Below are 24,944 nucleotides of genomic sequence, written 5' to 3' on the forward strand. Positions count from 1 at the left end.
GCTCTGTTACTTTTCATGATGCATCCCTGCAGAAGTAGCTTGGCCATTCTCCTCCTTCCAAGACAACCCCATTCTGTAACTATCTGGTAACCAGCTATGAAAATCGCAGTCGCAGGCACAGGCTACGTAGGCCTGTCCAATGCCGTACTACTAGCCCAGCATAACGAAGTCATCGCACTGGATATCGTCCAGGAAAAGGTCGATCTGATCAACCAGAAAAGTTCCCCAATAGCGGATGCGGAAATAGAAGACTATCTCGCTAACAAGACTTTGAATCTCAAAGCAACGACCAACAAAGCTGAAGCCTTCGACGGTGCGCAATTTGTTATCGTAGCAACTCCTACAGATTACGATCCTGAAACTAATTACTTCAATACCAAAAGCGTGGAAGCAGTTATTGCCGACGTAACGGCGATAAATCCGAATGCCACCATTGTGATTAAATCAACCGTACCAGTTGGCTATACCAAAGCTCTAAAAGAACAGCTAAACAATCCGAATATCATCTTCTCGCCTGAGTTCCTACGTGAGGGCAAAGCGCTTTATGACAACCTGTACCCCTCAAGAATTATCGTAGGAGAACAAAGTGAGCGGGCTCAGATCTTTGCCAACATGCTTAAGCAAGGCGCCTTGAAAACAGGCCCGCAAATACTGCTGACGAACTCAACTGAGGCTGAAGCCATCAAATTGTTTGCCAATACCTATCTAGCTATGCGGGTAGCCTATTTCAATGAATTGGACACTTATGCAGAAAGCCATGGTTTGGATACCCGTCAGATCATAGAAGGTGTGTGCTTGGACCAACGGATAGGTAGCCACTATAACAACCCATCATTTGGTTATGGCGGGTATTGCCTGCCGAAAGATACCAAGCAGTTGCTAGCGAACTATGCTGATGTACCTAGCACTATGATCAAAGCAATCGTAGAGGCTAACACAACGAGAAAAGACTTCATTGCCAACGCCATTATTAAACGAAAACCTAAAGTCGTAGGCATTTATCGCTTGGTAATGAAAAGCGGTTCAGATAATTTCAGGGCCTCCGCGATACAAGGTGTAATGAAACGCATAAAAGCCAAAGGCATAGAAGTAATTGTATTCGAACCATCACTTGAAGAAGATAATTTCTATAACTCTAGGGTTATTAATGACCTGGCATTATTCAAACAAGAAAGCGACATTATTCTGGCTAACCGCATACAATCCGAGCTAGAAGACGTAAAAGAGAAAATCTACACCCGGGACCTTTTCGGCAACGATTAGTTTTCGTTTAAAAATGATCTGCCCTAAATTGCTACTCCCAAGCATGGATAACTATTATGATTATCGAACCCAACAAGGATGTCGTCTGGCATCAGTACAAGGTCAACAAAGACCAGCGCTCCGACCAGAAGCGCCAACAACCCTGCATCATCTGGTTTACCGGGCTCAGTGGGTCGGGTAAATCCACCCTGGCCAACGCCGTAGAACAGAAATTGTTCGAACTCAACCACCATACCTACCTGCTGGACGGTGATAATGTTCGTCACGGCCTGAACAAGGATCTCGGCTTCAGCGATCAGGACCGTCAGGAAAACATCCGCCGTATCGGCGAGTTGGCGGGGCTTTTCGTTGATTCCGGCCTGCTGGTATTAGCCGCGTTTATCTCTCCATTCCGCGCTGAACGTCGCCTAGTACGCGAGTTGGTGCAACCAGGCGAGTTCATCGAAGTACACGTGGCCACACCGCTCAGTGCATGCGAACAGCGCGATCCCAAGGGCCTGTACAAGAAAGCCCGCGCCGGTGAAATCCGAAACTTCACTGGGATCGACTCGGACTATGAAGCTCCAGAAAACGCGGAGATCATAATCGACACATCCACACAGAGCCTCGAAGACTCTGTCAGCCAGATCATCGGCTATCTCAAGGCAAAGCAGATACTGAAGGAGGCCTGAGATGGAACCCCGATATGACGTATTCAACGGCGATGCTGACGGTATCTGTGCATTGCTTCAATTGAGACTCGCAAACCCGGTGCACAGTTCCCTGGTAACGGGAGTAAAACGAGATATCGAGCTACTCCAGCAAGTACCAACAGATACCCCTGCCACGGTCACGGCGCTCGATATCAGCCTGGATAAAAACCGGAATGCAGTCGACGCTCTGCTAACAGCAGGCAGCACTGTTTTTTACTGCGATCACCACCACCCTGGGGATTCGCTGCCGGATCACCCCAATTTCACGGGTTTGATTGATACCAATGCCGCCACCTGCACAAGCCTGCTGATCGATCAGCACCTGAAGGGTCAGTTTCACAACTGGGCTATCACGGCAGCCTTCGGCGACAACCTCAACTCGGTTGCCAGTAAACTGGCCGTTGAGGCAGGCCTGGATGAGCAGCAGACTGAAGGCCTGAAACAACTGGGCATCTGCATCAATTACAACGGCTATGGCTCTAGCCTGCAGGACCTGCACTTTCACCCTGCCGACCTGTACCAGGCGCTATTGGCATACCCTGACCCACTCCAACTATTGGTAGACAAGCCCGCCGCCTGGCAAAAGCTGAGTGACGGGTACCGGGAAGACATGGCAAAGGGTCTCGGAACGCCTGCACTACACCATTGCGAGCAGGCAATTGTGGTGCAACTGCCAGACGAGCCATGGGCAAGACGCGTAAGCGGCGTACTTGGCAATGATCTTGCTAATCAATATCCGGAACAGGCATGTGCAGTCGTAACCAATGCTGAGCCAGGCTTTTATCTGATAAGCATTCGCGCGCCCCTGAACAATCGCACAGGCGCCGATGAATTAGCGCGCCAGTTCCCTTCCGGCGGTGGCCGCAAGGCTGCAGCCGGCATCAACAAATTACCTAGCGATCAGTTGGACACATTTATCCAGGCCATGGTCCGGCAATGGCAGAAACAATGAATGAGGAAACTATCATGACCCTGACACCACCCCGTCGGACCCACCTGAAACAGCTGGAAGCCGAATCCATTCATATCATCCGTGAAGTAGCCGCCGAGTTCGATAACCCGGTCATGCTTTACTCCATAGGTAAAGACAGCGCAGTGATGTTGCACTTGGCGCTGAAGGCCTTTGCACCCGGCAAACCACCCTTCCCGCTTCTACACGTGGACACCACCTGGAAGTTCAAGGAAATGATCAGCTTCCGCGATCAACTGGCGGAAAACCTGGGCCTGAAACTGATTGTGCACATAAACCAGGAAGGCCTGGAGCAAGGCGTCGGCCCCTTCACCCACGGCAGTGCAAAGCATACTGATGTGATGAAGACCCAGTCACTCAAGCAAGCATTGAACAAATACGGTTTTGATGCCGCCTTTGGCGGAGCAAGACGTGACGAAGAAAAATCCCGGGCAAAGGAACGCGTGTATTCCTTCCGCGACAAATTCCATCGCTGGGATCCAAAGAACCAGCGGCCAGAGCTCTGGAATATCTATAACGGCAAGGTCAACAAGGGCGAATCCATCCGCGTATTCCCCTTGTCCAACTGGACCGAACTGGACATCTGGCAGTACATATACAAGGAGAAGATCGATATCGTCCCCCTATATTTCGCCAAGGAACGCCCCGTAGTGGAACACGACGGCACACTCATCATGGTTGATGACGAGCGTATGCCGATAGGCCCCGATGACAAGGTAGAAATGAAGTCTGTTCGCTTTCGCACCCTTGGTTGCTATCCCTTGACTGGAGCAGTCGAATCCACCGCATCCACCCTGCCCGAAATCATCCAGGAAATGCTGCTAACCCGCACATCTGAGCGCCAGGGGCGCGTCATCGATCACGATGGCGCAGGCTCCATGGAAGAAAAGAAACGCCAGGGTTATTTCTAAAAGCCAGCACAGTCATTAAGGAACATGTTATGTCTCATCAAAGCGAATTGATCTCCACCGATATCGAAGCCTACCTTAACCAGCACGAAAACAAGGACATGCTGCGTTTTCTAACCTGCGGCAACGTCGACGACGGCAAGTCCACCCTGATAGGGCGACTACTGTTCGATACCAACCTGATTTACGAAGATACATTGGCAGCAATGCACAAGGACAACGACCGGGTAGGCAACGCAGGCGAGGCCCTGGACCTAGCCCTGCTGGTCGATGGTCTGCAATCCGAGCGTGAACAAGGCATCACCATTGACGTAGCTTACCGCTACTTCTCTACCGAAAAGCGCAAGTTCATCATTGCAGATTGCCCTGGGCACGAGCAGTACACGCGCAACATGGCTACTGGCGCATCCACCTGTGACCTGGCTATCATCCTGATTGATGCCCGCCGTGGCGTACAGACTCAGACCCGCCGCCACAGCTTTATCGCTTCCCTACTGGGCATAAAGCACATTGTGGTCGCCATTAACAAAATGGACCTGAAAGAGTACTCGCGCGAAGTATTCGATAACATCCGCTTTGAATACCAGCAGCTGGCTGACAAGCTGAATCTGCACAATGTGCATTTCGTACCTGTCTCCGCCTTGAACGGTGACAACGTAGTCAACCGCAGCGAGCACATGCCCTGGTACGAGGGCCCAACGCTGATGGAAATCCTGGAAAGCGTGGAACTAGTAGAAGACGAGAACCTGACTGATCTCCGCTTCCCTGTTCAATACGTGAATCGACCCAATCTGGATTTCCGTGGGTTTTGCGGCACCTTGGCAAGTGGTGTTCTACGCCATGGCGATACCGTCATGACGCTGCCTTCTCGAAAGACAAGCAAAGTGAAAAGCATCATCACTTACGAAGGCGAACTACAAGAAGCCTTTCCTGGTGACGCAATAACGGTGACACTGGAAGACGAAATAGACGTTTCACGCGGGGACACACTGGTAGACCCGGCAACACCGGCTGTTGTTGGGAAAGCCTTTAGTGCCCACGTTGTGTGGATGAGTGAAAAACCGCTCATCACAGGAAAGGAATACGGTTTCAAGCTCGGCACCAAAGTAACAACGGGCTATTTCACTAATATTCAACATGAAATAGACGTCAATACACTTGATACAATTCCAGGAACATCCTCCCTCGATCTAAACTCAATTGGCCAAGTTGATATAGAACTTACTGAAGATGCAGTTTTTGATAGGTACTGTAAACTCCCAAACACCGGTGCATTTGCTATCATTGATACGCTTACTAATGTAACCGTTGGTGCAGGTATGATATTGAGCCCCAAACCTTCTAAAAACGAAATAAGTCACCCCCAAAAGAGCTACAACCAAGCAGAAAAGAATTTGAATCGCTTTATCAGAGAAAATTATCCCGAGTGGGAATGCCGTGAAATATAGTTTAAGCAAGGCGCTCTTGTTGACACTTCTTGCACGAGCATTATCAGCGATTGGCTCGATAACACTTGGTATATTGCTAGCTCGGCTTTATGGCGCGCCAGGCTTTGGTATTTTTGCATTAGCACAAAGTGTGATACTCGGAGCCGCCATGATTGCAAGAAGCGGAACAAATAACGCACTAATGAAATATGCCGCTCAAACGACTAACAACGCTGAGTCCATTATCTACTTGAAATGGGGCATAAAAAGAACGGCAATCCCTACAACCCTTATAACAGCAATCGTATATCTCAGTGCGACTCAAATCGAGAAACTATCATCTTTAGGCGGTGTTGGCGAAGTAATCAGAGCCATGGCATTATCAACGCCACCACTGACATTGTGTTTCGTCCTTTCAGGGTTTTTAAAAGGGCTTAGGCGCCCTGTCGCAGCAAGCATGCTAGAGAACGGTGCAATATCACTTGTTGCAACCGCAACAATTTTATGTGGTTGGTTGATATGGGGTATTTCAATAGAGGGAGCTGCTACTGCTTTCACGCTATCAACCTTTTTAGTACTATGTTACGGCTGCATTGCATTATACCTAGTATTGAAAAATACAAACAAAGAGGTACAGACAAAAATAGCACCAGTTAAAGAGCTAAACAAAGTTTCAAAGAACTTCATGGCTTTGAATCTAACACAGCTATTTCAACAAGTGGGCACGATAGTAATTGCCGGGATTCTCGTGAACGACCAAGAACTTGGATTATTCAGATCCGCAGAGCGGATAGCAATGAGTATCGGGATGATATTGATCGCCATAAACGCTATATACCCACCAAGATTTGCCACCACGCATAACTTAAAAAACTATAAAGCGCTAAAGTCACTGGTCCTGAAAAGCGCCCTCAGTGGTGTATTTTTAGCAACACCGATATACTTGATAATTATCATCTACGGAAGGGATATATTAGCTCTTTTTGGACCGGAGTTTGGAGCAGCATATCCGGTTTTGTTAATCCTCGCCACAGCTCAGTTCTTCAACGTCGCAACTGGATCCATTGGGTTTCTGCTAAACATGACCGGGCACGACAATCTAATGAAGAACGCAGCAATTATTTTGGTTCTTGTTGGATTACCATCTTATACACTACTAACGATGGGATTCGGGATTTATGGTAGCGCTATCGGCTTAGCAGGAGTAATAGTCGGACAAAACCTACTTAGCTTAGCCCTTATCTTCATTAAGCGAAAATCTATATTTGGAAACTGACAGATGTTTTTTCAAAATGCTTTTATCCGAAAGTTACTAATTTATTCCTACACATTAAAGACTCGACGAAAATTTACACCGGGAATGCCAAAGATTTTCCTAAATAGCATTCCTAAATCCGGCACACACCTAGTTACTGGCTTATTATCCAGCACACCAGGCCTCATCAACAGCGGCTCACACCTTGAAACAAGACTTGTAAATAAGAGATCCGAAGGTAACGCTCACAAAAATGAAAAATTTGATATAGACGAATCAATCTTCCAAAAACAAGTATGTAAGTTGAATGAGGGCCACTTTTTTAGTGCTCACCTACCTTATGACCCTTTAATTTGCGGCATAACAAAACAAAACAATGTTTCCACGATATTTTTAGCCCGCCATCCCGGCGCAATAATAATATCTGAGTATCACTATATAGTTAACTTGAAGCGCCATTTCTTACATCCCACATTAACAACGCAATTCAATTCCAGTAAAGACCAGATAGAAGCTCTAGCGACAGGCTTTGAATACTTGCATAATGGTACAAAATACCGACAACCATCATTCGAAGAACGAATGGCTCGCTTCAAAGACTGGAGAACAGAAGAGTCAACTTTCTATGTTCAATACGAAGAACTTATGAATGACCAAAAAAGTGTGCTTGCGGGAAATGATTCCGTAATTCTTCTTAATCTCTTTTCTCACATCGGCATGGTGGCAGATCAACACGAGATAGCAAAGATTATATCCGAATCAGTTAATAGAAAGTCGTTTACCAAACGCAAAGGGAATATATCTGGCTGGAAAAGCGAACTCGAACTATTAGCCCCGGACTCTTCTGTCGTAGAGAAAAGCATAAACCAATCAGCTACTTTATTAGGATACTAAGCACTCTAATGTTACCTCATAAGAAGTCGAGCGCACAGGTATCGTCAAGCCATTCAAAAAGAAATATGAATTTGCGCTTGATAGCACTTATATACCCAAATATTATAATATCATTATTTTTTCTGTTACTTTACACCCTAAGTAATGAGGAAGGATATTTATTCTGCTCGATTTCTTTTCTATGTCTCTGCGCATTTCTTCCGTCACAACTAAACAATAGAAAGATCGATGTCTTTGAACCAATTAATCTCATATATTTTGCAGTTTTTCTAGGGACCGCAGCCAGATCGTTACTTGTTACATTACAAGGAAGCGAAAAATTCGATTATTTAACCGAGGGCTTTTCCTTCAGCACAATTCTAGGTTTTAGCCCATTCCTTTTTTTAGGACTTCTCAGCTTAAATTTAGGATACTCGTTTCATAACAAAAGAATACCAATAGAAAGACTATTTCTTTTAAAACGAAAAATAAGCACAAATAAAATTCATGCAATTTTTCCTGTTGCGATATTTATTTCAGCAACAGGAAGCTTTCTATACCTAAAGACAATAAATCTCGACCTTAGTGATTTAACATCAATTTCAAACAAAAGAGCCATAGAGGTTGATGATGGCACTTACAGCGCATATGGTCATCTAAAGTTTCTTGCTTCTTTTGCAGAAGTGGCATTATATCTGGTGCTAGCGAGTGGACTAACAATGCTCAAACGCTCGCATAAGCTCTCAAACCAAATAATGATTTACACAGCATTCGCCTTCGCATTTATTACCCCTTTCGTATCAAGCTCCAGAATGGACATTATGCTAGTAGGCATTAACTGCTTAATTATTATCTATTATGCGAAAAATCGCTCTTTACCAAAAAAGGTATTGATAGGCACACTTGTATTTTCTGTTTCTATTGCTTCAGGAATGGGATATCTACGTGCAACAGCGCAAGGTAATGATGCATCAACTTATACCGACCCTATTCAGTCAACTGTAGGGTCAGGTAACTTCGTTGACTTAGCGCGAACCTCGATCATTATCGCTAACGTGCCTGAAAAAATGGATTATCTTTATGGTACATCCTTAATTTCTTGGATTACAGCCCCTATACCCAGAGTAATATGGCCAGAGAAGCCAAACGTCAGCCTAGGCCCTTCAGTGCGAAGTGAAATCTATGGCCTACCAACACTCAACAATGGTTTCCCCCCTGGAATTGTAGCTGAGGGATATATGAATTTTGGTTATATTGGCCTTATTATACTTCCTTTTCTTTTTGGCTCCATTCAAAAACTTTTGTATATGACCTTTAGAAATATAATAATTTCCAACCCTATTGCGCTGTTGATTTACATAAGCTTTCTATGGCGTTTTTCGTTCGGAGCAATCGGCCTGAATTTTTCACAAGCATTAGTTCAAGTAGCTACTGACATCGTCGTCATGGGCACACTATTGATACTCACAACATCCTCGGCGAGAAAAGCAAATCTGCAGAAGGCAAAGTCATTATGATAGACTTTTTAGTAATAGGTTCAATGAAAAGCGGTACTACCACACTCCATTCTGACCTTGCAACCATTGATGGGATTTACTCTCCAGCCAACAAAGAGCCCATGATATTTAATTCAGATAAAATCATGTCAAAGTCTGGCAAAAGACAGTATGAACAACTTTTTGGCGGCGCAGCACCTAATGATCTTAAAGGAGAATTCTCAACTACTTACACTATGCTTCCCAAATTCCCCGGCGTGGTAAATCGCGTGTTGTCTGTAATCGGTCCGGAGTTAAAAATAATATACTTGGTTAGAGACCCAATTGAGAGAGCACGCTCACATATCTACCACGACTTGCTCGCAGGACGCGTAAAGGGCAACATAAACGATTTAGCTAATGCCGAAACACGCTTCTGTGATGTCAGTAAATATCACTTCCAGCTTACTCCGTGGATAGAAGCGTTTGGTTATGAAAATATTAAAGTCATTCAATTCGAAAAATATATAAATTCGCGTTTAGAAACAACTTTAGACATAGCTTCTTTTCTGGGCTTAAAGTCACCAAATATATCCATTGACACCAACACCAAGTTAAACGTTTCATCCGAGAAGCTAGTTCCAATATCTTGGGTTGGCGCCATTGTAAGCAACAGAGATTGGTATAAAAATCTGGTCAAGCCATTACTTCCGGTCCAAGTCAGATCGCAACTCAAGTCTCTTTTAGCCCGGAAATCAAAAATCGATCCGGGCACATTTTCAAGCAATACTGAAACTAAGATTTTTGAACAAATTCATGACGACATCGAAAGGTTTCGCTTAGAGTGGGACATCGACATATCTTTATGGCAAACCTACAGCCGGCTTTTATCGAAATGAAAATTCTACACATAATAGAAAATTTTGATGATCGATATGGTGGGCCTGCTAAATCTATTCCGGAGCTTATACACTCCCTGCCTCATCGTACATCTTCTATGGTTACTAGCACTTTTCTCCGAGGGGACAAGCGCAATTCCCGGGCAAGACAGTTTCGCATACCTGTCCTATATTCCCGGGGAACAAAATTTCACAATTTTTATTTATCTTGTCGTTTTTACAAAACCCTCAAAGAAGCTCATATGGAAAACCATTTTGATTTAATTCATTTCCATTCCATCTGGTCTTTTCCAACCCTTGTGGGTTTTTTGTTTGCAAGGCTACATAAAATTCCGTATGTCATCTCGCCACGCTCAAGCCTGTTTCAGCAGTCTTTAGTTAAAAATCGGTTATTTAAAATAGTATTGCGGAAGATTTTTATTGATAGATTCCTGAAACAAGCCAAGGCTGTCCACGTCACATCGGAACAGGAAGCCAATGATTTCTCCTTACTTAAGCTTAATAATAATATAGAACTAATATCCAACGGTGTTTCTTCGGCAGAATTCATACCTCTAATTGAGAAACGTGCAGCACAACAAGCGCTCGGCCTATCAAGCTCACACAGATACATACTTTTTCTTTCGAGGATTGAAGCTCGGAAACAATTAGATCTACTGTTTATTGCTTATGAGAAAGCAGCACTTCCGAAAGAGTGGAAATTATTAATTTGCGGCACGGGAGAAACAAATTACGTTCAGACCCTAGTAGATTTGGCCGAAAATCTCAGGATTTCTGATCGAGTCATTTTTTGTGGGCATCTTGGTCTTGAAGCGCGCTTGATGGCCTATTGGGCATCAGAACTGTTTGTTCTTCCTAGCAAGTTTGAGAACTTTGGTATGGCAATAGCCGAAGCAATGGCTGCTCATTTGCCTGTAATTGTCTCCACTAATACACCGTGGAAAGACATTCAGAAAAAAAATTGTGGTTGGGTTATGGAGCCTACAGTAGATAAGCTTAAGGAAGCTCTGACCATCGCTTGCAATACGCCTAGCGCTGACCTTAAGAAAATGGGTGCAAACGCAGCTCAAATTATAATCTCTACCTACGACTGGTCTCAGTCTGGCGTGAAAACCACGGAGTCGTATGAAAACATTCTATACAAAAATTAAGCCATTCATTCGCCGGCACGGTCTCATACTCTCAATCTTTCGCTTACCCTTAAGATTTTTCCTTAAACTTGGAGATCGTATTAATACCCTTAGATGGCGGTTTTTAATCAAAAACATTGGTGAAGGGAGTGTAATACAACTCGGTGTAAAAATTGAAAATCCGATGCGCGTGCGCATCGGACGAAATTGTTTTCTTACTAAGGGCTGTGCACTCACCTCAGAAACAGCTATAGGGGTTTTAACCTTGAGTGAAGGGGTACAGATCAATAGCAATACCCGGATAGATCATACCGGTGATCTTCTGATTGGAGCCGGCGTATTAATTTCAGAAAACTGCGTAATTTATACTCATTCGCACGGTTATAATCCGCGTTCAGAACCTATTGCCATGCCTAAAATTATAGGTCCTGGTGTTTGGGTGGGATCGCAGTCAATCATATTAGAAAATTGTCAGCTTGTCTCTGCCAACAGTATTATCGCTGCCGGCAGTGTACTTACCAAAAGCTGCACTGACCGTGGTATTTATGGCGGCGTTCCCGCAAAATTAATTAAACGCTTAAACGAATAACTGGAGTTTCCATGATGAGCAACAAAGCATTAATAACAGGCATTACTGGCCAAGACGGTTCTTATTTGGCAGAATTCCTAATTGCAAAAGGTTATGAGGTTCATGGTATCAAAAGACGCGCATCGTCTTTTAACACACAGCGTGTGGACCATATTTATCAAGACCCACATGTCGATAATCAAAACTTTATTCTTCATTACGGTGATTTAACCGATTCTTCCAATTTAACAAGAATTATTCAAGAAATTCAGCCTGACGAGATTTATAACTTAGGCGCCCAGTCTCATGTGGCGGTAAGTTTTGATTCACCGGAATATACGGCTGATGTAGACGCGATGGGTACTTTGCGCATTCTGGAAGCCATCAGGCTGCTGGGCCTGGAAAAGAAAACACGCTTTTATCAAGCGTCTACTTCCGAACTTTATGGGCTTGTCCAAGAAACCCCTCAGAGAGAAACCACTCCTTTCTACCCTCGATCACCTTACGCAGTAGCTAAACTTTATGCTTATTGGATTACTGTAAACTATCGAGAAGCTTATGGCATGTATGCTTGCAATGGTATCTTGTTTAATCACGAGTCCCCACGCAGGGGCGAAACTTTTGTTACTCGTAAAATTACGCGTGGTTTGGCTAACATATCTCAGGGCCTAGAAAGCTGTTTGTTCATGGGCAATCTTGATGCCCTCCGTGATTGGGGACATGCGAAGGACTACGTTCGTATGCAGTGGATGATGCTGCAGCAGGACAAACCTGAGGATTTTGTTATAGCGACTGGCGTTCAGTATTCAGTACGTGAGTTTATTCGTTGGTCAGCTGCAGAGATCGGCGTGACCTTGAGATTTGAAGGCAAAGGACTAGACGAGATCGCTGTAGTCGAATCCATTACGGGAGACAATGCACCTGCGATCAAGGTCGGTGATGTTTTGGTCCGGATCGACCCACGTTACTTCCGGCCAGCTGAGGTCGAAACACTTCTCGGCGACCCGACGAAAGCTAAAGAAAAGCTGGGCTGGACTCCAGAGATCAGTGTGCAAGAAATGTGCGCGGAAATGGTACGGGAAGACCTGAAGGTAGCACAACGTCATGCCTTGTTGAAGCAGCATGGACACGAGTTGCCGGTGTCAATGGAGAATTGAAATGCAGCATGACAAGACATCAAGGGTATTTGTAGCCGGGCACCGGGGGATGGTTGGGTCAGCCATCGTCCGTCGTTTGCTCTCTGATGGCTACATCAACGTAATTACCGCTGGTCGCGATGAGCTTGATTTACTGGATCAAGGAGCGGTGCACTCCTTTTTCCAGGAGAATGAATTTGATCAGGTGTATTTGGCGGCCGCAAAGGTAGGGGGCATCCAAGCCAACAACACATTGCCTGCGGAATTCATCTACGAGAACCTGATGATTCAAGCCAATATTATCCATGCAGCTCACAGCCATGACATACAAAAGCTGCTATTTCTCGGTTCCTCCTGTATCTATCCAAAGCTTGCCGAGCAACCTATGCGCGAAGACGCCTTGTTAACGGGTGCCCTTGAGCCCACTAACGAGCCCTACGCGATAGCGAAGATTGCCGGTATCAAGCTCTGCGAAAGCTACAACCGCCAATATGGTCGTGACTACCGCAGTGTGATGCCCACCAATCTGTATGGTCCCAACGACAATTACCATCCCGACAACAGCCATGTGATCCCCGCTTTGCTCCGGCGTTTTCATGAGGCCTGCAAACGGGGCGACTCTGAAGTGGTTATCTGGGGCAGTGGTACCCCTATGCGCGAATTTCTCCATGTCGACGATATGGCGGCGGCTTCGGTGTATGTCATGAATCTGGATAACCAGACCTATCAGGCCAACACCAAACCTATGCTCAGCCATATCAATGTAGGTACTGGACAGGATTGCACTATCAAGCAGTTGGCGGAAACTGTGGCGAAGGTTACGGGTTTCAAAGGCGCGTTAACGTTTGACAGCTCCAAACCTGACGGCGCACCAAGAAAGCTTATGGACGTGTCACGACTGAAGTCCCTCGGCTGGGAGTCAAGCATCGAACTTGAGGAAGGCTTGAACAACGCATACGAGTGGTTCGTCGACAATGCTGCGAACGCACGGTCGCATTGATGAATATTGTTCTGTATGGCATCAACTATAGTCCTGAGCTAACCGGCATCGGTAAGTACTCCGGTGAAATGGGAGAATGGTTGCAGCGTTCTGGCCACCAAGTCAGCGTTATTACAGCTCCTCCGTACTACCCTGAGTGGAGAGTCAAGGAAGGTTTTACCGGTTCGAGATGGCATCAGGCAGATGAAAATGGCGTAAGAGTCACCCGATGCCCGCTTTACGTGCCCAGAGAGGTGAACTCCCTCAAACGCCTACTTCATTTATCCAGCTTTGCCTTGAGCTCTTTATTTCCATTGATAGCGCAACTCAGAAATAAACCCGATCTGGTCATTCTGGTTGCCCCTACGTTATTTTGCGCGCCGGGGGCTTGGTTGCTGTCGAAGTTAAGCGGCGCGACCTCTGTGCTGCATATCCAGGATTACGAAGTAGACGCCCTTTTTGGGCTGGGCCTAGCCAAACCAGGCATACTCAAGCGGTTTGCCTATGCCACCGAGCGCTTCCTTTTGCGTCGCTTCGACTATCTATCCACGATTTCCAGCGGCATGCTCAAGCGTGCCAAAGAAAAGGGGGTACCAGAGAACCGCCTGGTATTTTTCCCCAATTGGTCTGAAACTCACCGGTTCAAAGACATTCGTCCCTGCCCAGATTTGCTCCGCAAACTGGGTGTACCTGACGGCAGAAGGGTCCTGCTCTACTCAGGGAATATGGGTGATAAGCAAGGATTGGAACAGCTCATCGATGCAGCGGAGCGATTGCAAGGGAATGAAGATATGTTCTTCTTGCTTGTAGGTGAAGGCTCAGGCAAGCAACGCTTGCTTGAAAAAGCCAAGGGCTTGCAACTTGCGAACGTGGCGTTCGCTCCGTTACAACCTTACGAAGACCTCCCGGTCTTGCTGGCTTCTGCAGATGTACACCTGGTTGTACAGAAACGTGGTGCGGCTGATGCTGTGCTGCCGTCTAAATTAACGAATATCCTCGCAGTTGGCGGCAATGCTGTTATCACTGCTGACTCTGACACAACCCTTGGGCTGCTATGTCTAGACCATCCCGGCATTGCGGTTTGCATTGAGCCGGAGTCTGTAGACGCCTTGCTTACTGGCATCAACCAGGCCATGAAGATGCCTGCGAGGAATGCTATAGCCCAATCGTATGCCTCTGAGTATTTAGACAAGGAGAGTATTCTTCAACGCTTCATTGAGGAGGTTTCTTCTGATGTGGCTGCCAGATGACACATTTCGAACTGTAATAGCTAGCACTCCATTGTTCTCAATGGACCTGATCATCAGGAATCCAGAAGGTCGTTTGCTGCTGGGCAAACGAACCAACCGGCCAGCTCAAGGCTTCTGGTTTGTGCCCGGTGGTCGCGTAATGAAAAACGAAACTCTGGACACAGCTTTTGGGCGCTTGACCCAAACAGAACTCGGTGTGGTTATCCCTCGTAGTTCAGCAAGCCTGCTCGACCTCTATGAGCACTTCTACGATGATTGTGTTTTTGGTGAGGCTCCGGACACTCACTATGTAGTAGCAGGATACCTATTGGACCTTGCTGATCAGTCGCTGCTTGATTTACCGAAATCTCAACACAATGAATTCAAATGGTGGTCGCCGTCGGAGATGATCAACGACAACAGCGTGCACCAACACAGTCGGGATTACTTGGCTGCCCTGGCAAAGCACCCCAAAAAAGGATTATGAACATGTTGCAACCCGTTATCATGGCCGGCGGTTCCGGTTCACGTCTGTGGCCTCTATCACGCCAATTAAACCCCAAACAATTTCTCCGGCTTACCAGCGAAAAAGTCTCCATGCTGCAGCAGACCGTACAACGGTTAGAGAACATTGAAATCAGCCTACCTCTTCTTATCTGCAACGAGGAGCATCGTTTTCTGGCAGCTGAGCAGTTGAGGCAAATCGGCTATAAAAACGCTTCCATCATACTTGAGCCCGTGGGACGCAACACGGCCCCGGCTATTGCGTTGGCCGCATTACAACTGACCGCCAAGGGCGAGAACCCACTTATGCTGGTATTGGCTGCTGATCACCTCATCAGTGACACTGCTGCCTTTCACCAGAGTATTGAGCAAGCACTCCCGTTAGCTGAGAGCGGAAAATTGGTCACTTTCGGGATCGTCCCAACCAAAGCCGAAACCGGCTACGGCTATATTGAGCAGGGCGAAAGCTTGGGCAATCACGGCTATACCGTTGCCCGTTTCGTGGAGAAGCCAAACCTGGAAACGGCTGAGGAGTATCTGGCGAGCGGTAAGTTCTTCTGGAATAGTGGAATGTTCATGTTCAAGGCGCAGCGCTACCTTGATGAACTAAAAGCATTTCAGCCCGATATTCTGGAAGCATGCACTAGGGCCATGGACACGCCTTCACACGATCTCGACTTTACTCGTGTCAATGCAGAAGCTTTCGCAGCATGTCCCGACGATTCTATTGACTATGCAGTAATGGAAAGGACTGCTGACGCAGCCATGGTAAGCCTTGACGCAGGCTGGAGCGATATCGGCAGTTGGTCTGCGCTGTGGGAAGTCAGCGAGAAAGACAGCCATGGCAACAGTACTGTCGGCGATGTTATGACGTCGGATACTACCAATTCGCTCATTCGTTCTGAGAACCGTTTGATCGCTACTGTGGGTGTTAGTGACCTAGTCATTGTCGAAACCAAAGACGCCCTGCTGGTCGCTCACAAAGACCGCGTGCAGGATGTGAAAAAGATAGTTGAACGCATCAAGGCTGAGGGTAGACACGAGCACGCCAATCATCGCGAGGTCTATCGCCCATGGGGCGTCTATGATTCCATCGACAGCGGTCATCGCTATCAGGTCAAACGCATCACAGTAAAGCCTAGCGCTAAGCTTTCAGTTCAGATGCACCACCACCGCGCCGAACACTGGATTGTAGTGAGTGGCACTGCAAAGGTGACAAATGGCGAAAAGTCCTATCTCGTCACTGAGAATCAGTCCACTTACATACCCATAGGACAAGTGCACTCACTGGAAAATCCGGGAGTAATTGATCTTGAGCTAATAGAAGTGCAGTCGGGATCCTACCTCGGAGAAGATGATATTGTGCGATTCGAAGATATTTATGGGCGAAATTAAAAACTTAAAAAGCAGGCCTTAAACTTTATTAATTCTGTTTAATGACAACACAAGAGCAACGGCTATACATCCATCCTGAATGATTATACTTTTATTCTCGGTTGCAATATCTAATATTAAAAGTTCTTTATACCTCTTTTAGGCGTTAAGTTAACGGAGTCTCGACATTGGAATTGGACGCCATTTTTACCCTGATCACGGTTGGGGTGGTACTTGTTTCGCTTGCAGCAACACGCATCCCGGCTGACCTCATTCTGATGGGCGCGCTGGCTTTTCTGGTCATCAGCGGGATTCTCAGCGCCCCACAAGCTCTGGCGGGCTTTGCAAACACCGGGGTCATTACTATTGCTACGCTGTACGTAGTTGCCGCCGGACTCAAGGAGACGGGTGCCGTTCAATGGGTGGCATCACGACTGCTGGGGCAGCCGAAATCTGTACGCGGGGCGCAGGTCCGGATGCTACTGCCCACGGGTCTTCTCAGTGCCTTCATGAACAATACAACCGTTGTGGCCATGTTCATTCCTGCCATTCAGGACTGGGCTGCACGGCTGCGTATTTCACCTTCCAAGCTATTACTGCCACTCAGCTACGCCACCATTCTGGGCGGCACCTGCACGCTGATCGGTACCAGTACCAACCTGGTGGTTGATGGACTGCTGCAGAGCAAAACAGGAACGCACCTGGGGCTGTTTGAACTGGCCTGGCTGGGGGTGCCGCTGTTGGGTATAGGGGTTACTTTCCTGGTCCTTTTTGCTGACCGGCTTCTGCCCAATCGTGGTGGTGTAACAGAGCAGCTGGAGCAGGTGCGGGAATATGGCGTAGAAGTCGAAGTGGAATCGCCCGGACCGCTTGTTGGCAAGACCATAGCCCAGGCAGGCTTGCGCAGCCTGACTTACGGCTATCTGACCGAGATTGATCGCCAGGGTCGGCTTATTACCGCAGTAGAACCTGACCGTACGCTGCAAGCCGGTGACAAGCTGTATTTTATTGGCGCACCCGAGTGCGCTACCGAGCTTAGACGCATTCAGGGCTTGAAACCCGCCAATGGTAGTGTTCACAAGCTGGCCATCGCCAACCACCAGCGTTGCATTGTCGAAGTGGTCTTGGGCTCCGAGTTTCCTGCCCTGAACAAGACAGTGCGCGAATCGAAATTCCGCACTCGATTCAATGCGGTGATCCTGTCCGTTTCCCGAGAGGGTAACAGGATCCCCGGCAAACTCGGCGATATCCAATTCCGGGTAGGCGACACCTTGTTGCTGGAAGCCAGCCAGCAGTTTGCCGAACAATACCGATTCCGCAGGGACTTTCTGTTGGTCAGTGCCCTAAACGACTCTACTCCGCCCGACTTCCGCAAGGCGCCTCTGGCCCTAGGCATATTGTTGTCGATGGTACTGATCAGCGCGTTTAGTCTGCTCCCCATCATGGAAGCTGCTTTTATTGCGGCCGGCGCCATGGTGGCTACGCGCTGTATCACCGCCGGGAAGGCCAGGCGTTACATCGATCTGCCAGTACTCATAGTGATAGCAGCCTCGTTTGCGCTTGGCAACGCCATGACGGTGACCGGAGCAGCTCAGTCGATTGCGGGGCTGATCGTCTCAAGCGATAACATATCCCCTTGGCTGGCGCTGGCAGGCATTTACGCTTTAACGGTCTTCTTCACCGAGATAATTACCAATAACGCAGCTGCTGTGCTGATGTTTCCAATCGCCATGGCGGTGGCTGAACTTCTGGGAGTCAATTATCTCCCCTTCGTCATCGCTATCATGTTCGCCGCTTCTGCCAGCTTTATCACGCCACTGGGCTATCAGACCAATTTGATGGTTTATGGCCCAGGCCGCTACAAATTTACCGACTACCTGAGAATTGGCGTTCCGTTAAGCGCACTGATTGGAACTTCATCTGTAATATTGATTCCGTTCATTTGGTCGTTTTGAATTACACAAAAGCACGTTGGTCTTCTGGTCTGTTGATCATTCAATCCTGAATGCTCAGCCCGTATTGAGGGTATTCACTAAAATGCTGAACCGTGATAACGGTATAATCCGTTCAAATGAGCCTTTTCTGGCGGTCTTGCATCGGTGGCTGGACCTCTTTGTAATCGGTGCGGCCTTCCTCGCCGCCCTGTTGTGGCAAGGCACCCGGCAGCATCAAGATCACTGGATCAGCCTACTGGTCACATTGTTTCTGTTTTATCTAATCAACGACTTCAGCCGGCTCTACGGCTCCTGGCGTGGTGAGCACAGTCTGGTTGAGTTACGTAAGGTGGCTGGCAACTGGGCTGCGGCCTTCGCCGGTATGTTCGTAGCGGACTATTTCATCTTCCAAAACAGCCGGCTGCCGGATACCGACCGTATCCTGTGGTTTGTGCTCGGTTTGGCTGGGTTGCTGAGCTATCGGATCTTTTTCCGGGTGGCCATGCGCAGACTTCGTGCCAAGGGCTATAACACCCGTACTGTGGCCATCGCCGGAGCTGGTGAGCTTGGCCAGCGGCTGGCTGACAATATCATCGCCAGCCCATGGATGGGGCTCAATCTGGTCGGCTTTTACGATGATAAGTCAAATGATCCCGTGCGGTTGACCACCCATGAGCAGGATGTCGCTATAAGAGGCACTATGCAGGCCCTGGTGCGCGATGCAAGAGCTGGCATGATCGACAAGGTGTATATCACCCTGCCCATGCGCGCGGAGGAGAAGATCCGCCGCCTGCTTGATGAGCTCAGTGATACTACGGCTTCTGTATACCTGATACCTGACGTGTTTGTATTTGATCTGCTGCACGCTCGCAGTGAAAGTATTAACGGGCTGCCCAGTATCAGCATTTTTGATACGCCCATGGATGGATCGAACCGTATTATCAAGCGGATTGAGGACATCGTTTTGTCGCTGATCATTCTGGCGATTATTGCGGTGCCGATGCTGTTTATTGGATTCTGTGTGCGAATGACGTCCCGCGGGCCGGCGTTGTTCAAGCAGCAGCGCTACGGTATTGATGGCAAGCCGATTGAAGTCTGGAAATTTCGTAGCATGAAGGTGATGGAAAACGGCGCTAAGGTAATACAAGCGACCCAGGGGGATGCTCGGATTACGCCTTTTGGGGCTTTTTTGCGGCGTACTTCCTTGGATGAATTACCGCAGTTTTTGAATGTGTTGCGGGGTGAGATGTCGATTGTGGGGCCAAGACCGCATGCGGTGGCGCACAATGAGGAGTATCGGAAGTTGATCAGTGGTTACATGCTGAGGCACAAGGTAAAGCCAGGTATTACCGGGTGGGCTCAGGTGAATGGCTGGCGTGGTGAGACGGATACGCTGGACAAGATGCGTAAGCGGGTTGAGTGCGACCTGGATTATATAAGGCACTGGTCGTTGTTGTTGGATTTGAAGATTGTGTTTATGACGATTTTTAAGGGGTTTATTAATAAGAATGCTTATTGAGGGTGAGGGTCAAGGTCTAGATCAAGGTCAAGGTCAAGGTCAAGGTCAAAATGGATCCCCGCGTTCGCGAGGATGACGATTTCCTTCCACCACCTGGTCATTCCCGCGCCTCCTCGTCATTCCGGCCCCTCCCCGTCATTCCCGCGAACGCGGGAATCCATCTTTGGGCTTCAACAAAAGCGGGTTTCAGCCTTATTCAGGTGGAGCGCGGTTTCTGCGCCAAGGTCAAAATGGATTCCCGCGTGCGCGGGAATGACGGGGTGGTGGGGGGAAATGGCCGAGCGCATGCTCGGCTTTTGCGTTTGGGCTTACTGATTCTTGATGAAGTCGATCAGGCCGTTGGTGGAGCTGTCGAGGGGGTATTCGGGTTTGGCTTCGTTGCGGATGACGCCGAGGGTTTCGGTGGCGATCTTTTTGCCCATTTCTACGCCCCACTGGTCGAAGGGGTTGATGCCCCAGATGACAGATTGGGCGAATACCTTGTGCTCGTAGGCGGCGATCATGGCGCCCAGGCTGAAGGGGCTGAGCTCTTTCAGCAGGATGGTAGAGCTGGGTTGGTTGCCGCGGTAGCGTTTGTAGTCCGGTAGCTCGCCTTCGCCCTTCAGGGCATCCTCACCCAGGGCAAGCAAACGGGACTGGGCAAGGCAGTTGGCGAGGGCCAGTTCGTGTTGGCGCACCAGCTCTTCCGAATCGCTGTTGTGCATGGCCTCATGGTAACGCAAGGCCGGAGCGATAAAGTCGCAGGTCACCACCTCTGTGCCCTGGTGCAGCAACTGATAGAACGCATGCTGAGCGTTAGGGCCTACTTCACCCCATAAAACCGGGCAGGTGTGGGTCTGCACCATCTGGCCGTCGCGGGTGACGGATTTGCCATTGGATTCCATTTCCAGCTGTTCAAGGTAGGCCGGGAGTTTCTCCAGTCGGCCGTCGTAGGGCAGGATCGCCTGAGCGTTGATGTTCAGGCAGTTGGTATTCCAGATACCTATCAGTGCCATCAGCACCGGTATATTGTTTTGCCAGGGAGCGCTGCGGAAGTGGTTATCCATCAGGTGCGCCCCGGCCAGCAACTGATTGAAGCCGATCATGCCAATACGCAACGCGACCGGTAAACCGATACAGGACCAAAGTGAGTACCGGCCGCCTACCCAGTCCCATATCTGCAGTTGATTTTCCGGGTGAATACCCCAGTCGTTCATTTTCTGCTGGGCAGAAGACACACCAATGAAATGGCAGTGCATCAGCTCATCGCCGCCACCCAGGCTGCGCTCCAACCACACCTTGGCGGTGTTGGCGTTATACAGGGTATCCACAGTGGTGAAGGATTTGGACGAGACGATAAACAGGGTATTCTGTGGCTTGAGCAGCTTGAGCAACTGAGCCAGCTGACTGCCGTCCATAGAGGAAGCAAAATGGATACCCAGGGGCTTGTCACGTATCAGCGTGGAGTCGTTAAGAGCACGGCTAACCATCAGAGGGCCGAGGTCTGAGCCCCCTACCCCGATATTGACCACGTCGGTAATCACCTCACCGGTCATACCGCGCCATTGGCCATTATGAATCTTGCGGACCATGCCGCCCATTTTCTCCAGCTGGGACTGCACACTTGAGAACACGCCTGGCGCTGGATCCTGCAGAGCGGTATCGGCAGGTACGCGCAGCGCCCAGTGCATGGCTGCGCGGTTTTCTGTGCAGTTGATGGGCTCGGCACTGAACAACCGCTCTATCCACTCTTTGAGGTCGCAGGCATCGGCCAGTGAGCCGAGTTTTGCGAGTGCTGAGTTATCGAGGCGCTGCTTGCTGTAATCCAGCAGCATAGGCCCGTGCTTGACGTTCAGTCGTTTGAATCGTTCAGGGTCAGCACTGAACATCTCTGCCAGATGAGTATCCTGCAGGCGTTTGGCCTCGTCAGCCAGTTCGGCCCAGGCTTGCTGAATCGCCGCGTTGCCGGTATCCGGTATCGCTTTGAATGCATTCATCGCCCGACTCCATAATAGGTAAATCCGTATTCCCGCACCGTGGCAGGGTCGTAGACATTTCGACCATCCAGAATAACGGGTGTTCGCATAATTCGCTTGAGCCGTTCGAAATCAGGGCTGCCATATTGTGGCCAATGAGTGAGCACCATCAAACCGTCGACGCCTTCTGCCGCCGTGTAGGGATTGCTGGCGCTAACCAGGTCGGCACGGCTGCCGTAATGTTCGAGAAGCGCAGGGATGGCCTCAGGATCATGGATCTGTACCCGTGCGCCCTGGGCCCAGAGTGCCTCGAGCACGCGTAGCACCGGTGCATTGTCAATTCGGCCAGTGCCTGGCTTGAAGGCCGCGCCCCAGATGCCGATGGTGCGTCCTTGCAGGTCAGTGCGGTAATGCTTCCAGAGCTTGCGAAACAGCAGGTCCTTCTGCCGTTCGTTGATCTCCAATACTTCGTTAAGCAACTCGGAACCGACACCACTGGCTTTTAACGTATCGACCAGGTTGACCACGTTGCTGGCAAAGCCCGGCCCACCAAATCCGACCCCGGGATATAGATAGGCCGGCCCGATACGTGGATCGGCCGCCACGCCCTGGCGCACGTGCTCGATATCCACACCCAGGGAGTCGGCCAGATTGGCCATGTCGTTCATGAAACTGATGCGGGTAACCAGCATGCCGGTGATCGTGAGCTTGGTAAATTCGGCTTCACGCTCTGTCATGACCAGGAAACGATCAACTTCACGACTGAAGGGCCGGTAAATCTCCTTGACCTTGAGTTCTGCGTGGCCATCGCTGCACCCCAGTATGATTTGTGCCGGTTTGCGCAGGCCGTCGATAGCTGAACCTTCCTGCAGGAAATCGGGCAGGCAGACAACAGCGCTGGGATTATCTGGTGTTTCCAATTTGATACGTGACTGCAACAGCTCCGTGAAGCCCACCGGGAACGGTGACTGATTGATGATCAACCAGCGTCGGTCAGGTTTCTGGGTCAGTCGCTGGACGATATTCTCCGCTGCGCTTTCTTCGCCGGTATTCAGGGCTAGGAACACCGCTCGGCTATTTTCGTCCGGCAAGGTACTGAACTCGGAAAAGCTCAGGCGCCCGGCGGTGTGCTCGCCACTGATCAGCTTGCGCAGGCCCGGCTCGCTGTAGGCCGCGTGATTGGCCAATACGCGTTCGCGCACGCGGCCATAGGGTAGGCTTAGTGTCACGTCGTGGCCGACGGACGCCAGGCCGGCAGCTGTGACCAGCGCGCACAGGGTATCTCCGTATACGTCCAGATGCATGACAGTAGAGCTCCCGTTAACGGTGCGCGCGGATCAGTTGGGCAAACTCGTCACCCACCTGAGGATGGCGCAGCGCGTAGGCCAGAGTGGCCTGCAGATAGCCGATCTTGCTGCCGCAGTCGTAGGTTTTGCCCTGCATGCGGTAAGCATCTACCGGCTGCTCGCGCATCAGCGCGGCGATGGCGTCGGTCAATTGAATCTCGTTGCCGGCCCCCGGCTGGGTGGTTGCCAGCAGATCAAAAATACGGGCGGGCAGAACATAACGGCCAACCACGGCCAGGTCCGAAGGGGCATCGGCCTGCTTGGGCTTTTCTACCACACCGGTCATGGTGCAGCTCTGGCCGGCTGCAGGCGGCTTGCCGTCCAGCGCTACCACACCGTATTGCGAGACCTTGTCCATCGGTACCTGTTCGACCATGATCTGCGCGTGCTGGGTTGCACCAAAATTGCGCACCATGGTGGCCAGGTCTGGTTCACTACCGGCGGGCTGGTAGTAATCATCAACCAACACGTCAGGCAGCATTACTGCGAATGGCGAATCGCCAACGACTTCTCGTGCGCACAATACGGCATGGCCCAGACCGAGGGGTTTGCCCTGGCGCACGCTGATCACCCGAACGTCTGCTGGCAAGATCGAACGCAGCACCTTGAGAAGCTCGTCCTTGCCGCGATTGGCCAATTCGGTTTCAAGTTCGTAGTGGACGTCGAAGTGATCTTCAATCGCTCGTTTGGCCGAGTGATTGACCAGCACTATCTCCTTGATGCCGGCTGCTATGGCTTCATTCACCACATACTGAATCACCGGCTTATCCACCACGGTGATCATTTCCTTGGGAATAGCCTTGCTCGCGGGCAGAAAACGGGTGCCTAGACCGGCAACGGGGAGGATGGCTTTTCTTACTGACATTGTGCAGACCTATTGATAAATATAAGGTTTTTAATACATTTTGCAGTTTACATCAGCCAGTTCTGGTCAGACGTTCCATTGGCTCTATGGCATGCAATGGCACTTTCATGTGCTGCTGGCGATGTAACAGGTTTAATAGCAACACAGCACGTTCCATGCCATCTTGCCGGGTAAAGATGGCTTCCAGCTCGTTGAAGGGCCCTTTCACAATGCGCACACGATCACCTGGTTGCAGGATTGGCTTGATAGGTAAGCCCTCGCTGCGCGTTTTGATTGCATGGATGATTTCCGGCGCTACCGTGGTGGGCTGGTGGTCAAATCCAACCAGGCGCAAAACTCCGCGGGTGGAGCGAATGGAGTACCAGTTGTCCGAGATATAGCTCAGATGAATGAACATGTAGCCTGGAAAAAGAGACTCTTCGATACGAACCCGCTTGCCGTGACGCAGGCGCTCAACCGTATGGACCGGTCTATAGCAGGTAAAGTTCTGGTTTTTCAGATTCAGCTCTGCCCGCTCGTCTTGCCGAGCCTTGCACTGAATCAGATACCACTGGGAAACGTTGCGTTTAGGGGCTGGCATCCTGTCCTGCTTGCCGCTTAGACGGCGTTAGTGATTGGGGCAAAGAATGGAGGCGGATCGATC

General features: G+C 49.3%; 22 protein-coding genes. 18 read left to right on the forward strand and 4 right to left on the reverse strand.

The window, feature by feature from the left end:
• Positions 1–96 precede the first annotated feature (96 nt).
• From FZF01_RS12600 to FZF01_RS12685, 18 genes are all read left to right on the forward strand, one after another.
• The gene (locus tag FZF01_RS12600; RefSeq protein ID WP_150278548.1) at positions 97–1,263 is read left to right on the forward strand and encodes a nucleotide sugar dehydrogenase; all 1,167 of its coding nucleotides are present in this window, start codon (positions 97–99) and stop codon (positions 1,261–1,263) included.
• Between the two features lie 56 nt (positions 1,264–1,319).
• On the forward strand, positions 1,320–1,934 hold the full coding sequence (gene cysC / locus FZF01_RS12605; protein WP_150278549.1) for an adenylyl-sulfate kinase: 615 nt from the start codon (positions 1,320–1,322) through the stop codon (positions 1,932–1,934).
• A 1-nt stretch (position 1,935) separates the two neighbouring features.
• Entirely contained in the window at positions 1,936–2,907 is a 972-nt protein-coding gene (locus FZF01_RS12610) for a DHH family phosphoesterase (protein ID WP_150278550.1), read from the forward strand.
• A gap of 14 nt (positions 2,908–2,921) precedes the next feature.
• Positions 2,922–3,836 (forward strand): sulfate adenylyltransferase subunit CysD, encoded by a 915-nt coding sequence (cysD, locus tag FZF01_RS12615; RefSeq protein ID WP_229734540.1) that lies wholly within the window; start codon positions 2,922–2,924, stop codon positions 3,834–3,836.
• 29 nt (positions 3,837–3,865) lie between these two features.
• Positions 3,866–5,281 carry a sulfate adenylyltransferase subunit CysN gene (gene cysN, locus FZF01_RS12620; RefSeq protein ID WP_150278552.1) on the forward strand — a complete coding sequence of 472 codons (1,416 nt, stop codon included), beginning with the start codon at positions 3,866–3,868 and terminating at the stop codon, positions 5,279–5,281.
• Between the two features lie 19 nt (positions 5,282–5,300).
• Complete coding sequence (locus FZF01_RS12625) at positions 5,301–6,536, forward strand: lipopolysaccharide biosynthesis protein (protein ID WP_188434363.1); 1,236 nt, start codon at positions 5,301–5,303, stop codon at positions 6,534–6,536.
• Between the two features lie 3 nt (positions 6,537–6,539).
• Positions 6,540–7,409, forward strand: a complete 870-nt coding sequence (locus FZF01_RS12630; RefSeq protein WP_150278554.1) for a sulfotransferase domain-containing protein — start codon at positions 6,540–6,542, stop codon at positions 7,407–7,409.
• Between the two features lie 65 nt (positions 7,410–7,474).
• A complete protein-coding gene (gene wzy / locus FZF01_RS12635; RefSeq protein WP_188434365.1) occupies positions 7,475–8,905 on the forward strand; it encodes an O-antigen polysaccharide polymerase Wzy in 1,431 nt (476 codons plus the stop codon).
• Entirely contained in the window at positions 8,902–9,762 is an 861-nt protein-coding gene (locus tag FZF01_RS12640; protein WP_150278556.1) for a sulfotransferase domain-containing protein, read from the forward strand. The genes wzy and FZF01_RS12640 overlap by 4 nt, the downstream gene beginning before the upstream one ends.
• Positions 9,759–10,913: a glycosyltransferase gene (locus tag FZF01_RS12645; RefSeq protein ID WP_188434367.1), complete on the forward strand. Its 1,155-nt coding sequence runs from the start codon at positions 9,759–9,761 to the stop codon at positions 10,911–10,913. Before FZF01_RS12640 ends, FZF01_RS12645 begins: the two co-directional genes overlap by 4 nt.
• On the forward strand, positions 10,888–11,481 hold the full coding sequence (locus tag FZF01_RS12650; protein ID WP_150278558.1) for an acyltransferase: 594 nt from the start codon (positions 10,888–10,890) through the stop codon (positions 11,479–11,481). Before FZF01_RS12645 ends, FZF01_RS12650 begins: the two co-directional genes overlap by 26 nt.
• 11 nt (positions 11,482–11,492) lie before the next feature.
• Complete coding sequence (gene gmd / locus FZF01_RS12655) at positions 11,493–12,617, forward strand: GDP-mannose 4,6-dehydratase (protein WP_223825509.1); 1,125 nt, start codon at positions 11,493–11,495, stop codon at positions 12,615–12,617.
• Position 12,618: 1 nt separating this feature from the next.
• Positions 12,619–13,596, forward strand: coding sequence for a GDP-L-fucose synthase (gene fcl / locus FZF01_RS12660; RefSeq protein WP_150278559.1), 978 nt, complete (start codon positions 12,619–12,621; stop codon positions 13,594–13,596).
• Positions 13,596–14,825, forward strand: a complete 1,230-nt coding sequence (locus FZF01_RS12665) for a glycosyltransferase WbuB (protein WP_150278560.1) — start codon at positions 13,596–13,598, stop codon at positions 14,823–14,825. The genes fcl and FZF01_RS12665 overlap by 1 nt, the downstream gene beginning before the upstream one ends.
• The gene (locus FZF01_RS12670; protein ID WP_150278561.1) at positions 14,809–15,291 is read left to right on the forward strand and encodes a GDP-mannose mannosyl hydrolase; all 483 of its coding nucleotides are present in this window, start codon (positions 14,809–14,811) and stop codon (positions 15,289–15,291) included. Before FZF01_RS12665 ends, FZF01_RS12670 begins: the two co-directional genes overlap by 17 nt.
• 2 nt (positions 15,292–15,293) lie before the next feature.
• On the forward strand, positions 15,294–16,703 hold the full coding sequence (locus FZF01_RS12675; RefSeq protein WP_150278562.1) for a mannose-1-phosphate guanylyltransferase/mannose-6-phosphate isomerase: 1,410 nt from the start codon (positions 15,294–15,296) through the stop codon (positions 16,701–16,703).
• Positions 16,704–16,870: 167 nt separating this feature from the next.
• Positions 16,871–18,637 (forward strand): SLC13 family permease, encoded by a 1,767-nt coding sequence (locus tag FZF01_RS12680; RefSeq protein ID WP_150278563.1) that lies wholly within the window; start codon positions 16,871–16,873, stop codon positions 18,635–18,637.
• 82 nt (positions 18,638–18,719) lie between these two features.
• The gene (locus tag FZF01_RS12685) at positions 18,720–20,135 is read left to right on the forward strand and encodes an undecaprenyl-phosphate glucose phosphotransferase (protein WP_150278564.1); all 1,416 of its coding nucleotides are present in this window, start codon (positions 18,720–18,722) and stop codon (positions 20,133–20,135) included.
• Positions 20,136–20,443: 308 nt separating this feature from the next.
• On the opposite strand, the gene pgi is transcribed toward FZF01_RS12685, so the two are convergent.
• Genes pgi through rfaH form a run of 4 tightly spaced genes read right to left on the reverse strand, consistent with a single transcriptional unit; the run spans position 20,444 to position 24,881 of the window.
• Positions 20,444–22,111 (reverse strand): glucose-6-phosphate isomerase, encoded by a 1,668-nt coding sequence (pgi, locus tag FZF01_RS12690; RefSeq protein ID WP_150278565.1) that lies wholly within the window; start codon positions 22,109–22,111, stop codon positions 20,444–20,446.
• On the reverse strand, positions 22,108–23,394 hold the full coding sequence (locus tag FZF01_RS12695; RefSeq protein ID WP_150278566.1) for a UDP-glucose dehydrogenase family protein: 1,287 nt from the start codon (positions 23,392–23,394) through the stop codon (positions 22,108–22,110). Before FZF01_RS12695 ends, pgi begins: the two co-directional genes overlap by 4 nt.
• Before the next feature lie 16 nt (positions 23,395–23,410).
• Positions 23,411–24,301: a UTP--glucose-1-phosphate uridylyltransferase GalU gene (gene galU / locus FZF01_RS12700; RefSeq protein ID WP_150278567.1), complete on the reverse strand. Its 891-nt coding sequence runs from the start codon at positions 24,299–24,301 to the stop codon at positions 23,411–23,413.
• Between the two features lie 52 nt (positions 24,302–24,353).
• On the reverse strand, positions 24,354–24,881 hold the full coding sequence (gene rfaH, locus FZF01_RS12705) for a transcription/translation regulatory transformer protein RfaH (protein WP_150278568.1): 528 nt from the start codon (positions 24,879–24,881) through the stop codon (positions 24,354–24,356).
• Positions 24,882–24,944 lie beyond the last annotated feature (63 nt).

The sequence above is a fragment of the Halopseudomonas salina genome, assembly GCF_008641105.1.